The organism is Corynebacterium sp. (assembly GCF_022712195.1).
Classification (GTDB): Bacteria; Actinomycetota; Actinomycetes; order Mycobacteriales; family Mycobacteriaceae; genus Corynebacterium.
On record NZ_JALAGY010000025.1, the window covers coordinates 31,100 to 45,159 of the forward strand.

A 14,060-nucleotide genomic window follows, 5' to 3' on the forward strand; every position below is an offset into this window, starting at 1 on the left:
TGTGGTTCAGGTCAGTTGGTGTCGGGGGTGCCGGTGATGCGCCGGATGTAGAGAAGCCTGTCGCCGGGCTCCACCGTCTCCGCCTCGGAGGAGTCCACCCGGTAGAGCACGCCTGAGCGCACCACACCGAGGACGATGTCCTCGAGGTTGCGTGGGTTGCCGCCGACCTCGTCCTCCCCCACCACCCGTTCAGCGACGGAGAAGCCCTCGTCGGGGCTGAGCAGGTCCTCCATCATGCCGGTCACCGACGGGCTGACCGTGGCCAGTCCCAGCATCCGTCCGGCCGTCTCCGAGGAGACCACCACGGAGTCCGCACCGGACTGACGCAGCAGGTGGGAGTTCTCCGACTCGCGGACCGAGGCCACGATCGTCGCCGAGGCGGCGATCTCGCGGACCGACAGGGTGATCAGCACGGCGGTGTCGTCCTGGTTCGGTGCCACGACCACCGCCCGTGCCCGGGTCACTCCGGCGAGTTTCAGCACGTCCGACCGCGTGGCGTGCCCCTGGACGGTGACCAGGCCCCTCGACGAGGCGTGTGTGAGCGCCTCGGGGTCGGAGTCGACGACGACGATCTGCGAGGACGGGACGCCGTCGGCGAGGAGGGCGGTCGTCGCCGCCCGGCCCTTGGTCCCGTACCCGATGACGACGGTGTGGTTGCGCATGTGCCTTCTCCAGCGACGAATCTGCAGGGTCTTGCGTGACTCCTCGGTCAGCACCGACAGTGTGGTGCCGACCAGCAGGATCAGGAAGATGACCCGCATCGGTGTGATGACGAGGATGTTGACCAGCCGTGCGGACTGGGTGACCGGGGTGATGTCCCCGTAGCCGGTCGTGGACAGGGACACGGCCGAATAGTAGACGGCGTCGAGGAAGGTGACCACGCCGGTGTAGCCGTCGCGGTCGATGAAGACCACGGCCGAGGAGATGAAGATCAGCGCCAGGGCGTAGAGCATCCGCCGGCTGATCAGCCACCAGGGGCTGACCGGTGCGCTGGCCGGGATGTTGATGATCTTGATCAGGGACCGCGGTGGCAGTGCGTCGATGTCCGAGTCGGACCGGAACCGGTCCCTGAGCCTGTCGTTCACCGCTGCTGCCCCTCTGCGTCGTGGCCACCGTGACCGCCGTGGCCGTCCTGTCCGATCAGTGCGGCCAGTTGCGCTGATGACGGAAGTGTACCCGGTTCGTAGGTCTCGTTGGAGAGCACGTAGTGGAAGGCCGCCCGGACGGAGTCGGGGCTGACCGGCCGTCCCAGTCGTGCGGTCTGGACCTTGGCCCAGGCGAGCCGGTAGACGGCGAGCTGGAGTTCGGCGGCGGCGAGTTCGACCCCGCCGGGCCGTTTCCCGGTCTTCCAGTCGACGACGAACCAGCCGTCCCCGTCGCGGAAGACCGCGTCGATGCGCCCCTCGAAGACGTGCCCCGCCAGGGTGACCGAGTACGCCCCCTCGACGCTCTCCGGGGTGCGACCGGCCCACTCGCTGTCGAGGAAGCGCTGTTTGAGGTGTTCGAGCGCCGGGTCGGTGAGGGTGGCGTCAGCGGCACCGGGCAGGTCGTCCTCGTCCAGGAGGCTCGCGGCACCGTAGTGTCTCTCGACCCAGTTGTGGAAGGCGGTCCCCCGCTTCGTGTACGGGCGGGGCTCCATCGGCACCGGTCGACGGCGGCGGCGGGCGAACTCGGCACGGTCGCGGGACAGCGACACCGCCTCGGTCGCGGTGAGGCGTGCGCCGAGGGGGACGACGACCTCAGGGACCGCCCCGGCACGGAACTCGTCGATGAGCACGCTGGTCTCCTGCGTCCACTGGTCGGCGAGGGTCCCCGGGTCCGGGGCGCGCCGCGTGGCCGCCCCGTCGAGGCGCACGCGGGCCTCACGTACCCTGCGGATGCCGTCGGCCACCGCCGCCGCCCCCTCCCGGGCGGGGTCGGTGAGGCAGGGACGCGGCCACACCGCCGTCGGTGCGGCGGGCGTCTCACGGTGGAAGTCGGCGATGAGGTCGTTGCGTGCGGCCGGGTTGTCCGGCACCATCACCGCGTCCTCCCGGTGGTGCGGCCCCTTCTCCAGGCGGCGGAGTTCGGTCTTGGAGTACTCCATGCCGAGCCCGGACCAGGTCACCACGGACTCCGGGTGGTTCATCCTCGCCCGGTCACGCAGCAGCGTGAGCGCCACCGAAGGGTCGACGGGCTTCCGGTCGGCGTTGTTGAACGCCGCTCCGCTGACCAGCAGCGTCTGTTCACTGCGGGTGACCGCGACGTAAAACAGCCGGTCGTCCTCCCGGGCGCCGTGCACGCCGAGGTCGACCTTGAACCTCTCCTGGGCCTCGACCACACCCTTGCGGTCCTCGACGTCGCCGAGGTCGAGCACCGGGGCACCGGTGTCGTCGTCCGGCCCGGTGGCGGCGTCGCCGCGCAGTCCGGACGGCAGGATCCTGGCGTTCGTCGTCCAGGACGTCACGGCGGGACGTTTCACGGCGTCAGCGTAGGTCTTCCGGGTGGCGTGGGGGACGGCGACGATCTCCCACTCCAGGCCCTTCGCCTTGTGCACGGTGAGCAGTTGGACGCAGTCGGTGCGCACCTCGACTTCTCCGGGGTCCAGTCCCTTCTCCCGCGCCGAGGCGGACCGCAGGTAGTCGACCAGGGCGGCGGGACTGGACGCGCTGAGCTCGGAGAACGAGCGGACGACCTCGGCGAACCTGTCGAGGTGGCTGGTGCCGATCGACCGGTCGGTGGAGCGGTGGTAGCGGGTGAGCACCTCGGTGCGCACCCCGGTCATGTTCTCGATGTCGGCGACGAGGTCGGTCAACGGCTTCGCCAGGGAGTGCCGGCGCAGGAACCGCAGTTCCCGGCCGAGTTCCCCGAGTCGCCGGACCCCCTCGGCGGACATCCCGTAGTCTTCCATGCCGCGCAGGTCCGCCAGGGCCTCGGCCAGGCCGACCGACACCCTGTTGGCGTCGCGGTCGATCTCGGCGAGTCGGCGGCGCACCGTGGACAATGCCGGGGAGTCACCGGGGCGTCCCGCGACCAGCGCGGTGAGCCCCTCCGGTTCACCGGACCCGGCGGATCCGTCCGCCACGCCGTGGGTGTCGCGGCGGGACAGCTGGTCGACGCGCCTGGCCAGGGCCAGGAGGTCGGCGGCCCCGATGTTCCAGCGCACCCCGGTGACCAGTCGGAGCAGGGCCACGTCGTCGTCGGGGTCGACGAGGACACGCAGGGTGGCGAAGACGTCCGCGACCTCCGGGACGTCGAGCAGCCCGGGGCCGGCCGTCATGTCGACGGGCACACCCCGGGCCCGCAGCAGGTCGTGGATCGGCTGCGCGTCGGCGTTCTTGCGCAGCAGCACAGCGGCGGAGAACGGCGCCCCGCCAGGTTCCCGCTGCGCCCTGTGTTCCCGGTAGCGGGCCGCCAGGTCGTCGGCGAGCCACTCGAGTTCCTCTTCGCGGGTGTCGAACCAGCCCAGCTGCACCTCACCGGTCCCCGCCCCGGGCCGGGCGGTCAGCGGCGAGACCATAGGGGTGCCGGTGTCCATCGACCACCTGGACACGGTGTTCGCCAGGTCGAGCACCCGGGCGGGGTTGCGCCACGAGGTGGTCAGCTCGAGGACGGGCGCCGGGCCGGTGGCGGTGGGGAAGTCGGTGCGGAAGTGGGCCAGGTTCGCCGCGGTCGCCCCCCGGAACCCGTAGATGGACTGCATCGGGTCGCCCACCGCGGTGACGGTGAGTCCGGGGTCCGTACCGTTGCCGAAGAGGTTCTGCAGCAGCACCCGCTGGGCGTGGCCGGTGTCCTGGTACTCGTCGAGCATGACCACGCGGAACCTGCGGCGCTGGGCCTCGCCGACCCGCCCGTGTGCCTGGACCAGCTCGGCGGCCCGGGACATCTGCTGTCCGAAGGTCATGAGGTTGCGTTCGCTGAGGGTGTCCCGGTAGGCGGTGACCAGCGCGAGCAGTTCCTGACGGTAGGTCAGGGCGTCGTTGATCGACTCCAGGGTGGTGTCGACCCCCTTGAGCGCCTTGCCGTCCCGGTCGGGCAACCCGTCGATCTCGGCGGCGGTGATGCGGCACTCCTCGGCGACACGGGCGGCACTGACGAGGTGGTTGTCCATCTCGTCGGAGAGGTCGAGCATGTCGTCGATGATCGACGGCAGGGACCTGGAGGTGGTGAATCCGGTGGGCCAGTCGCTGACCACGTCCCGGGCGATCATCCACCGTTCCGTGTCGGAGATGATCCGGCCGGCGGGTTCCATCGGCAGCAGGAGCCCGTACTCACGGACGACCGACCCGGCGTAGGCGTCGTAGGTGGAGACCGTGGGGATGATGTTGTGCAGTGCCTCGTGCCGCGGGTCGTCCGCGGGCAGTGAGTCGAGGAACCCGGACTCGGCGAGGGTCTGCAGGCGTCGCCGGATCCGCTGGCCCAGTTCCCGTGCCGCCTTGCGGGTGAAGGTCAGACCCAGCACCTGTTCGGGGGCCACGAGTCCGTTGGCGACAAGCCAGACGACCCGGGCGGCCATGGTCTCGGTCTTGCCCGCCCCCGCTCCGGCGACGACGAGGGTGGGCCCGGGCTCCGCACCGATGACGGCGGCCTGCTGCGCGGTGGGCCCGAACGGCTGCCCCAGCATCCCGGACAGTTCACGGGGGTCGATCGTGGCCATCTAGATCACCTGCTCCCCTGCCCGGCAGGCCGGGCACAGACATGCGTAGTCGGAGGATTCGCAGTCCTCCGCGGTGGCCCGGAAGACCGGGCCGGTCACCCGGGCGGCGGCCTCGACGGCCAGCGCCCGGAACTCCTCGAGTTCCGCGGCGCTCATCGCGGCCTGCTGGAGCACGGTGACTGACGCGGTGTCGCGCCGCGGGTACACCAGCATCGCGCCGTCCGGTGTCATCCCGGGTTCACCGTCGACGAGCAGCTGGTAGGCGGCCAGCTGCCGGCTCTCGGCCGCCTCCTTCTTCGTCTTGGCCGTACGCCCTGTCTTGAAGTCCACCACGGTGGTACGGCCGTCGACGTCGGTCTCCAGGCGGTCGGTCCGCCCGGCGAGGACGACGGGCAGGCCGCCGTCGGTGGTGCCGACGGTGCGTTCCAGGGTGCGTTCCACCTCCACCGTACGGCCCAGTCCCTCGCGTTCCCGGATCCAGGCGTGGAGCCGGTCCACGGCGGTGAGGCAGCTCTCCGTCAGCGGTGCGGCGGTCCAGGCGGGACCGTCGACCAAGTACGGGACGGCCGCGGAGACGATCTCGCGGGCGTCCCCGTGGTCGAGTCCGGTGGCGAAGCCCTCGGCGACGGCGTGGATGAGGACACCGACCTTCATGGCCTCGGTGGACGCGCCGCCGGTGAGGCCGCGCAGGAAGGCGACGGTGTCGCACCCGTCGTCGAGGGTCTCCAGGGTGGTGGGGCTGATCCGGACGGTCGGTGCGGCGTCTCCGCGGGGCGGGATGACCGCCGGTCCGGTGGTGGACGGCGGCGCGACACCCCACCACTGGTCGGGGTCGGCGCCGTGGACCCCGGCCTCCGCCAGTCGGGCGAGGTTGTGGGCCGCGGCGTCGCGTTCATGCCCGGCGCGGTCGGCGTCGCAGACGACGTCCCGGAGCTCGGCGACGAGCGGTTCCAGGGCCAGTACCCGGGGCAGTGCCGGGGTCGTGGCGGAGTCGACCGGGCCGGTGAACTCGCCGGAAGCTGTGGCGTCTGTGCCGTCGGTGGCGTCGGTGGCGTCGGTGGCGTCGGTGGCGTCGGTGGCTCCCCCTATCTCCTCGAGGAACCGGGAGGGGACGCTGGTGTCGTCCCCGGCGGAGTCGACCGCGGTGACCAGGGTGCGCCGTCTGGCCCGGGACACGGCGAGCAGGAACAGCCGCCGTTCCTCGGACAGTGCTGCGGCGGCCCGGGAGACCGGGACGTCCGGGGAGATCCCGCGGTCGATGAGGTCGACGAGTTCCTGTTGCCCGAACAGTCCGCCCACAGTGGGCCCCGCCGGCCAGCTGTCCTCCTGCACCCCGGCGACGACGACCACGTCCCACTCCCGTCCCGCGGCGGCGTGGGCGGGGAGGATCTCCACGGCGTCGGGGCGGACGCCCCGGCGGTCGCGTCCGCCGGTGGGCAGTTCCTGGGACCTCACGTCCTCCAGGAAGGTCTCCAGGGTCACGGTGGGGGTGCGCTCGACAACGTCGCCGGCCAGGTCGAAGAGGCTCATGACCGCGTCGAGGTCCCGGTCCGCCTGGGACCCGAGTGTGCCGCCGCGCAGCGCCTGGACCTGGAGGGAGGAGGACAGGTCCGCGGCCTGCCACACCGCCCAGAGCACCGCCTCCACCGGAGAGGTGGCTGACTTCTGCTCCAGGGCCGCCCGGCCTGCCCCGATGACCCGCGCGACCCGGTCGACGACCTGGTGTTCGCGGGGACCGAAGCGGCTGGTCCAGCGATCCCGTTCCTCCTCCCCCGCCTGGCCGGTGACGATGGCGGTGACCGCGTCCATCGCGCGCATCCCCGTCCCGGTCAGTACCGGGGCCACGGCGCGTTCCACGCGGCGCAGCATCACCGGGTCCGCCCCACCGATGGGGCTCTCGATGAGCTGCTGCATCTCCGCCGCGCCCAGCGGACGGACCAGGGCGTCGAGGGCGAGCAGGAGCACCCGGACCAGCGGCTGGTCCGCCAGCACCACGCTCGTCGGGTCGACCTTCACCGGCACACCGTGGGACAGCAGTGCCCGTCGCAGCACCGGGATGTCGGCGGTGGAGCGCACGATGACGGCGATGTCGTCCCAGGCCACCCCGTCGACGACGTGGGCGCGTCTGATCTCGTCGGTCACGGTGAGGGTGTCCGCGGTCCGCGACGGCGACCGCCGCACCGCGAGCCCACCGGAGCCGGTGTCCGGCGCTCCGTCGCGGAGCATCACCCGGGTGGGCTGGGCCGGCAGCCTGGTCTCCAGCCGGTTGACCGCCGCCACGAGGTCCCCGGGCAGCCGGTATGACCGGGAGAGCACGACCCTGCGGTCCGCCACAGCGGCGATACCGGTGAGGAAGGACTCGTCGGCGCCACGGAAGTGGAACACGCACTGGTCCGGGTCGCCGGCCACCAGGCTCCGGACACCGGGGGCCATGAACCGGGAGAGGAACCGGCCGGACGCCGGGTCCAGGTTGTGTGCGTCGTCGACCAGGACGAGCCGGATCCGGCCGCGGTGGCGGTCGAAGACGTCCGGGTGCCGGTCGAGTTCCCGGAGGGTCGTGTGCAGCAGTTCCGAGGCGTTGAGGTTGTTCGTCGACGACAGGGCCTGGATCTGCCCGTACTCCCGGAGGAAGTCGCCGGCGGCCGCCCACATCGGCTCGTCGTACCTGGCGCCCAGGTCCTCCAGCCCGGCGGCCCCGACACCACGTTCCGCGGCACGCAGCAGCAGGTCGCGGAGCTGCCGGGCGAAACCCACCAGCGGCAGCGCCGGCCGGATGTCCGCGGGCCACCGCCCGGTCCCGTCCTCGGCGTGGCCACGGAGCAGCGTTCGGATCTGCAGGTCGTGTTCCGCACCCGTCATCAGCCGGGGCTGGGCGCTCCTGCCGGTCGGGTCCTCCTGCGCGACAGCGCGCAGGTAGGCGAAGGCCCAGGAGTGCACCGAGCGCACCATCGTCCCGGTGGTGGCGTAGGAGTCCCGGGAACGCAGGACCCCGGTGATCTGGTCGCGCAGCGCCGCGGCAGCCTCCTTCGACGGGGCCACCACCATGACCTCGTCCGCGGTCCCACCGGCGTCGAGGAAGTTCACCACCGCATCGACGAGCAGTGAGGACTTGCCGGTGCCCGGGCCGCCCAACACGGAGTACGGCAGCCGTGTGTCGAGCCGGGTGTCACCGGCGACGAGCGCGGCGGCCAGGCCGTCCCAGCTGCGTGCAGGCCCGGTGTCGTCCTCCCCCGGACCGGTGTCGAGACGGACCTCGACGGTGCCGGCGGAGCCGATGCGGCGGCGGAGCTCCGCATCGTCCATGGCCTCCTGCCTCGACCGACCTGCGACGGTGTGTGAGGCGTCTCCTGTCCCGCTGAGGTCCGCCATCGCTCAGTGGTCCCGGGATTCCTGCGCCGCAGGTGTACCGGAGGCTTCCGGGGATACATGAGCTGCCGTGCCGGCGGTGGTCACCTCGTCCACCGGGGCGGCACGGCGCACACCACCCACCCTCGCCGAGACCACGTCGCTGACCCGCGACAGCCCGGGCCACGCCTGCGGCAGCGTACCGGGGACCGCGGCGTGGGCGAAGAGGCGGAACAGCACCGCGCGCAGCAGCAGCTGGTCGAAGTCCTGCAGGTGCGACCACCGGTCGAGCAGCCCGTCCTCGGCGTTCGCCCACGCGACGGCGTCGACGACGAGCAACGCCACCGACCACCCCGTCGGACGCCAGGCGGGCACGAAGTCCACGATCGCCGGGTCGGCGTAGCCGTCGTACACCGTGCACCCCAGGGCGTCGCCGTGGACCAGCTGGTCCGGGGCCGTGACCTCGTCGCGCAGGAGGATCAGCCCGGTGGCCTTCTCCATCGCCGCGGCGACGTCGTCACGCGGGACCACCCCCAGGTCCATGACGGGCATGAGCAGGTCGGTGGGGTCGTCCGCCCAGGCCGCGGACTCCGCCACGGCGAAAAGCTCGGTCTCGCTGAATGTCCCTCCCCGCCCGTCACCGGCGGCGGACACCCTGGACGCCATGTCCAGGAACGCCGGGCGCCCCTCCCCCTGCACCGCCCGGTCCAGAGCCTCGTTGAAGCGCAGGACGCTGGCCGCGGTCTCGTCGAAACGGGGTGCGCGGTGGCCGGAGAGGAAGGCGCGCGCCGTCCACCCGCCGACGGCGTACCGGCCGTCGGTGGAGCGCAGCGGGCGGGCGACGGAGACACCGGCGGGGCGGACGCGGTCCATCACCTGGGCGGTCCACGTGGCCCGGGCACGGTCCTCGGACGGCACCAGCACGGCACGGTCGCACCGCCATCCGTCGCCCCACGCGCCGCCGAGTTCCACCGGTGTGGCCTGGGACACCTGGAAACCTGCCCTGATCGCGGCAGGCGGGGCGGCGGCGGGAACAGGTGGGTTCGACACGGAGTTCTCGATCATGGCTACACACTCTAACCCCCGTTCCGGACAGTTCCCTGTGACCGTTCGAACACGCAGGTCACCACGGGACTGTGCCGGGTTCGACCGGGACAGTGCCCCGGCGGCGGTCAGTCCCGCACGTCCACGGGGTCTCCCTCACTGCGCCCGTGCGGGTACGGCCACGGGTTCGGACGGCAGGTCGCGTCCCGTCCGGCCTCCCTGTACTCCTGCCCGGCCTCGAGGTCCTCGAGGTCGCCGTTGTTGAGGCTCAGGGTCTGCTGCATCATCACCGGGGCCAGGACCCCGCCCTCCGGGCACACCTGGTGCCTGGCGAACCCGAGACCGTGACCCACCTCGTGGTTGACGAGGTACTGGCGGTAGGAGCCGAGGTCGCCCTCGAAGGTGGTCGCCCCGCGGACCCACCGGGCTGCGTTGACCACCACCCGTCCGGCGTTGGCCGCTCCCCGATGCTCCCCCTCCACGTCCGGCCCCTGGACGAAGCAGCTGGTCTCCAGCTCGATCTGGCCGCCGCACACCTCCCGGGTGGTCTCCGGGGAGGTCAGCCGGATCCGGAGGTCCGGTGCCCTGCGGTCGGTGACGCTGACGTGGCGGAAGGCGAAGGTGCCGTTCGAGATCCACGACCGCGGGTCCGAGAGGGTGGCGTCCACCGTGGAGGCGAAGGCGTCGCCGCCACCGAACGCGGAGGTGTCGAGGCCCTTCTCCACCTCGACGACGAAGGTGTAGGTGTCGGCGTCGCGCCGGTCCGGGTCACCGGCGGTCATCCCCGCCGAGCCGACGCCGTGGTAGTCGCCGTCGCCCCGCCGGGTCACCTCGCCGCCGGGCGGAAGCTCCCCCACTCCGTCGGTGTCCGGTGCCTCGCCGGGCACCGGTCCTTCCCTGCCCTCGTCCCCGCCCTCATGCCCACTCTCGGAGACGACGGGTTCGGGGGCTCCGGCGCCGTCGCCGGAGTCGCCGCCGTCCCCGGCGATCACCAGTTCGGCAACCACGGCGACGGTGAGCAGGAAGACCAGGGCGCCGCCGACGCTGAGCCACCGGCGCCGCCGCATCTGGCGCTGCCGGAGTCCCTCGGACGGGCCGGAACCTGCATGCCGTGCAGGCTCCCCGCCCCGGCGGGGCGACGCACTGTCGCGCCGTCCGGCCGGCCTGGGCATGTCGAAACGCTCCCGACGAAGTCGTCCGTCCCCGCCCCCGTGCCGGGATGCGGGGGGACGGGGCGGCTCATCGGGGGGCATGTGGTCCACGGTGCGGTGTCAGGCGGGGCCGGGAAGGGTTCCGTCGGGCCCGTTCAGGCGATGAATCCGACGGGGCGCTGGGCGGAGGAACCCACCTCGACGTAGGACACCTGGTCGCGCACGATGATGAAGATCGACCCCTTGTTGTCCTTGAGGGTAAGGGTGCTCGCCGAGTCGGCGCTGTCCGCTGCGAGGAACTGCTCCACCTGCGCCACGACTGCGTCCTGCTCATCTGCACTGCTGATGACGAGATCGCGGGGGTTGTCGACGAATCCGACCTTGATGTCCATATGGTGCCTTCAGGCCTTTCTTTCTCTCTCGCATTGCGATGACTGTAACGTGGACCATCATAGCGACGAACGTGGAGAAGACGATGGAGGGGATGACGCCCGTGGTGAGACCAACATTCCGGGATCTCGGTGTGGCCGCCGAGATCGTCGACGCGCTCGAGGAGGACGGGATCGCGGAGGCCTTCGCGATCCAGGAGCGCACCCTGCCGCTCGCCCTGGTCGGCAAGGACCTGATCGGGCAGGCTCGCACCGGAATGGGCAAGACACTGGGCTTCGGCATCCCCCTGCTGGACCGGCTCTTCGACGACGCCGGGATCGCCGAACTCGACGGGACCGTCCGCGGACTGGTCGTGGTCCCCACCCGAGAGCTCGGGATCCAGGTCGCCGGGGACCTCTCGGCCGCCGCACGCCACCTCTCCGTCGGTGGCCGTCCGTTCACCGTGACCACGATCTACGGGGGTGTGCCCTTCGAGAAGCAGACCGCCGCGCTGGAGGCCGGCACGGACCTGGTCGTCGGCACGCCCGGGCGTCTGCTCGACCTGTCACGCCAGGGCCACCTCGACCTCTCGCACGTCGAGGTGCTCGTCCTCGACGAGGCCGACGAGATGCTCGACCAGGGCTTCCTCGACGACGTGAAGAAGATCATGGCGCAGACCGCCGAGAGCCCGCAGACCATGCTCTTCTCCGCGACGATGCCGGGGCCGATCGTGGCCCTGACCCGGCAGTTCATGAACCGTCCGGTGCTGATCCGCGCGGACCTCGAGGATGCGCGCGCCACCCACGTCACCACGCGGCAGATCGTCTTCCAGTCGCACAAGCTCGACCGGATGAGTGTGCTCGCCAGGATCCTGCAGACTCCGGGCCGGGGCCGCACCATCGTCTTCGCCCGGACGAAGCGCCAGGCGGCGATCATCGCCGGCGATCTCGCCGAGCTCGGGTTCGACGTCGGCGCCGTGCACGGTGACATGCGGCAGAAGGACCGCGAGAACTCCCTGAACGCCTTCCGGGAGGGACGGGTGAGCGTGATGGTGGCCACCGACGTCGCCGCCCGCGGCATCGACGTCGACGACGTCACCCACGTCATCAACTACCAGGTCCCCGACGACGACAAGACCTACGTGCACCGCATCGGCCGGACGGGGCGTGCCGGACGCTCCGGCGTGGCCGTCACCCTGGTCGGCTGGGACGAGGTCACCCGGTGGCGCGCCATCGACGAGACGCTCGACCTCGGCCGGCATGATCCGCCGCAGTGGTTCTCCGGCTCGCCGGAGTTCCTCGCCGAGTTCGAGCTGCCCGGGGACGTCCGGGACCGGGTCGGGCCGCCGCGGAAGGTGCAGGGGTCGGCGTCCGCGACGGCCCCGGCGAAGAGGAGACCACGGCCGTGAACCGGACCGTCAACCGGGATCGTCACCGGCGGGGACGTGGTGTCCCCCCCGAACGACGTTCCCGTACCGACCTGACGGTCACGGCGGTGATCACCGTCGCGGTCCTGCTGCTGGTCCTGGGGACCTGGTTCTTCTCCGACTCGCGGGGCACCTCGCACACCGAAGCCGGCCCCGGGGAGGCCGTCGCTCCCCCGGCGGCGGCCGAGGCACCGCCGGAGAGCCTGCAGGAGATCTGGCGGGCCCGCTCCGAAGCCCCCGGGACTCCCGGGGCCTCCGGCACGTCCGCTGAGCCGGTGCTCGTCGACGGCACCGCCGTCGTCCGCGACGGGAACCGGGTGGCCGGTGTGTCCGTGGAGGACGGCCACGAGGCGTGGAGCTACAGCCGTGACCGGGAGCTGTGCGGGGTGGCGGGCAACTGGGGACGTGTCGTCGCGGTCTACCGGGGGCCGAAGGGGTGCTCGGACGTCACCTCCCTCACCGCCTCCACCGGCCGCTACCAGGACACCCGGTCCTCACTGGGCAGTGGGGACGTCCGGCTGTTCCGCTCCCTCGACCATGTCGGGGTGCTCAGCGACGACCGGGTGGAGCTGTGGCGTTCCGACCTGGTCCGGACGGTGGAGGTCGGGCATGTCGAGGCCCCTGTCTCCGCGGACGCCCAGCCGCTCGACGGCTGCCGTTTCACCTCCGCGCAGACCAGGAAGGACCTGCTCGCCGTCCTGGCGGACTGCGACCGGGAGGACGGCAAGGGCACGGTCAGCCTGCAGGTCGCAGACCCGGACGAGTCCGGGGAACCCGAGGTGACCCACGAGTTCACCGTCCCCCCGGACGCCGAGCTGGTCGGGGCCGCCCAGGAGGCCGCGGTGATCTACGTGCACGGTGACGGGCGCCGGGCCGCCGACGCCGACGACTTCTCCGGCAGCCGCTTCCAGGTCCTGCACACCGACGGGTCCTTCGAGCAGCACCCCGCGGACCCGTCCCCAGCACTGGCGCACCTCGCCGACGGGAGGGGCGATGACCCGTTCGTTCCGGCCACCGGGGACCTCCCCCACCACATGACATGGTTCAACGGCGAACGGCTCGTGGGCTTCGGCCCGACGAACCTGGAACCGCGCTTCAGCGTCCCGGCGCTGGGGCCCGGGGCCGCGATGGCGGGGTCGCTGCTGGTCCCGGTGCCCGGAGGCGTCGCCGTGGTCGACTGGGACACCGGCGACGTCGAGAGGACCGTCCCGGTGGACCGCGGGGACTACGACGGCCCGGTCACCCTCCGCGTCCAGGGCGACGTGGTCGTCGAACAGCGTGGCGACGAGATGGTGGCCCTGCGTCAGCGGGCGTAACGCCGGGCTGCCCACTCCACGGCCGTGGGGTTGAACATCAGCGCCAGTCCGACGACACCGACCGCAGCAGTCGGCAGTCCCAGCTCCGGACGCCCCGAGGAGAACATGTAGACAGAGATCAGCACGAGGAAGAGCTGGAGCATCGCCACCGGCCCCCGGCCCCACCGGCGTCCGGTGGACAGGCACCAGCCCGCCACGGCGACCACTCCGCCGAAGAACCCGAACCACGCCGCGGTCCCCCACCCGTAGCCGATCGACTCCGCGGCGACGCCACCGAACTGCGCGGTGGTGTCCTCGTCGCCCCGCACGGCACCGACGGCGAGGTAGACCGCGAAGGCGAGTCCGGCGATCCCCTCGACCAGCCCGATCCACCCCGCCCACCGCACGCTCGGGGGGAGGACCAGTGCCGTGCCGTCGTCGTGGTTCCCGGGTCGCTTCGGATTCTCAGGGCTCATGGGTGCAGATTGTACTGTTCGACGCCGTCCACCCCTCAACCGGCGGGGAGCCCGCCGGTGCGCACGGCAGCGCACGGCAGCGTACTGGACCGAGCTGTCCGTTAACCCACCCTTACCTAAAGGGCCAAATCATACCCCTGTGAGCTTAACCACAAAAATGCCCGACCCCCTAGCGGACTCCACCGTGACGTGCCACTATTGCACATGTAACGGAGAGAGGGACACGAGGTTACGGACAGGTTACACAACCGGAACCGGCCCTACTTTTCCACCCGACACCATTACTGTGGCCTACTCTACCGTGGCCCGGTGCGTGTC

At 71.6% G+C, this 14,060-nt stretch carries 9 protein-coding genes; 2 read left to right on the plus strand and 7 right to left on the minus strand.

The window, feature by feature from the left end; genetic code table 11:
- Window positions 1–11: 11 nt before the first annotated feature.
- From Q0A34_RS03095 to Q0A34_RS03120, 6 genes are all read right to left on the minus strand, one after another.
- On the minus strand, window positions 12–1,085 hold the full coding sequence (locus Q0A34_RS03095; protein ID WP_291478364.1) for a potassium channel family protein: 1,074 nt from the start codon (window positions 1,083–1,085) through the stop codon (window positions 12–14).
- Window positions 1,082–4,636 (minus strand): UvrD-helicase domain-containing protein, encoded by a 3,555-nt coding sequence (locus Q0A34_RS03100; RefSeq protein ID WP_291478366.1) that lies wholly within the window; start codon window positions 4,634–4,636, stop codon window positions 1,082–1,084. The genes Q0A34_RS03095 and Q0A34_RS03100 overlap by 4 nt, the downstream gene beginning before the upstream one ends.
- Window positions 4,637–7,939, minus strand: a complete 3,303-nt coding sequence (locus Q0A34_RS03105) for an ATP-dependent DNA helicase (RefSeq protein ID WP_291478369.1) — start codon at window positions 7,937–7,939, stop codon at window positions 4,637–4,639.
- Window positions 7,940–8,008: 69 nt separating this feature from the next.
- The gene (locus Q0A34_RS03110; RefSeq protein WP_291478370.1) at window positions 8,009–9,046 is read right to left on the minus strand and encodes a TIGR02569 family protein; all 1,038 of its coding nucleotides are present in this window, start codon (window positions 9,044–9,046) and stop codon (window positions 8,009–8,011) included.
- Between the two features lie 107 nt (window positions 9,047–9,153).
- Entirely contained in the window at window positions 9,154–10,197 is a 1,044-nt protein-coding gene (locus Q0A34_RS03115) for a DUF3152 domain-containing protein (protein WP_291478372.1), read from the minus strand.
- A gap of 134 nt (window positions 10,198–10,331) precedes the next feature.
- Complete coding sequence (locus tag Q0A34_RS03120) at window positions 10,332–10,568, minus strand: DUF3107 domain-containing protein (RefSeq protein ID WP_291478374.1); 237 nt, start codon at window positions 10,566–10,568, stop codon at window positions 10,332–10,334.
- Between the two features lie 92 nt (window positions 10,569–10,660).
- On the opposite strand from Q0A34_RS03120, the gene Q0A34_RS03125 reads away from it, so the two are divergent.
- Together Q0A34_RS03125 and Q0A34_RS03130 are read left to right on the plus strand one after the other, a co-directional pair.
- The gene (locus Q0A34_RS03125; RefSeq protein ID WP_291478406.1) at window positions 10,661–11,953 is read left to right on the plus strand and encodes a DEAD/DEAH box helicase; all 1,293 of its coding nucleotides are present in this window, start codon (window positions 10,661–10,663) and stop codon (window positions 11,951–11,953) included.
- Window positions 11,950–13,287, plus strand: a complete 1,338-nt coding sequence (locus Q0A34_RS03130; protein ID WP_291478376.1) for a hypothetical protein — start codon at window positions 11,950–11,952, stop codon at window positions 13,285–13,287. Before Q0A34_RS03125 ends, Q0A34_RS03130 begins: the two co-directional genes overlap by 4 nt.
- Here the strand turns inward: Q0A34_RS03130 and Q0A34_RS03135 are convergent.
- Window positions 13,275–13,742, minus strand: coding sequence for a hypothetical protein (locus tag Q0A34_RS03135; protein ID WP_291478379.1), 468 nt, complete (start codon window positions 13,740–13,742; stop codon window positions 13,275–13,277). The two genes, Q0A34_RS03130 and Q0A34_RS03135, sit on opposite strands and share 13 nt — an antisense overlap.
- Window positions 13,743–14,060 lie beyond the last annotated feature (318 nt).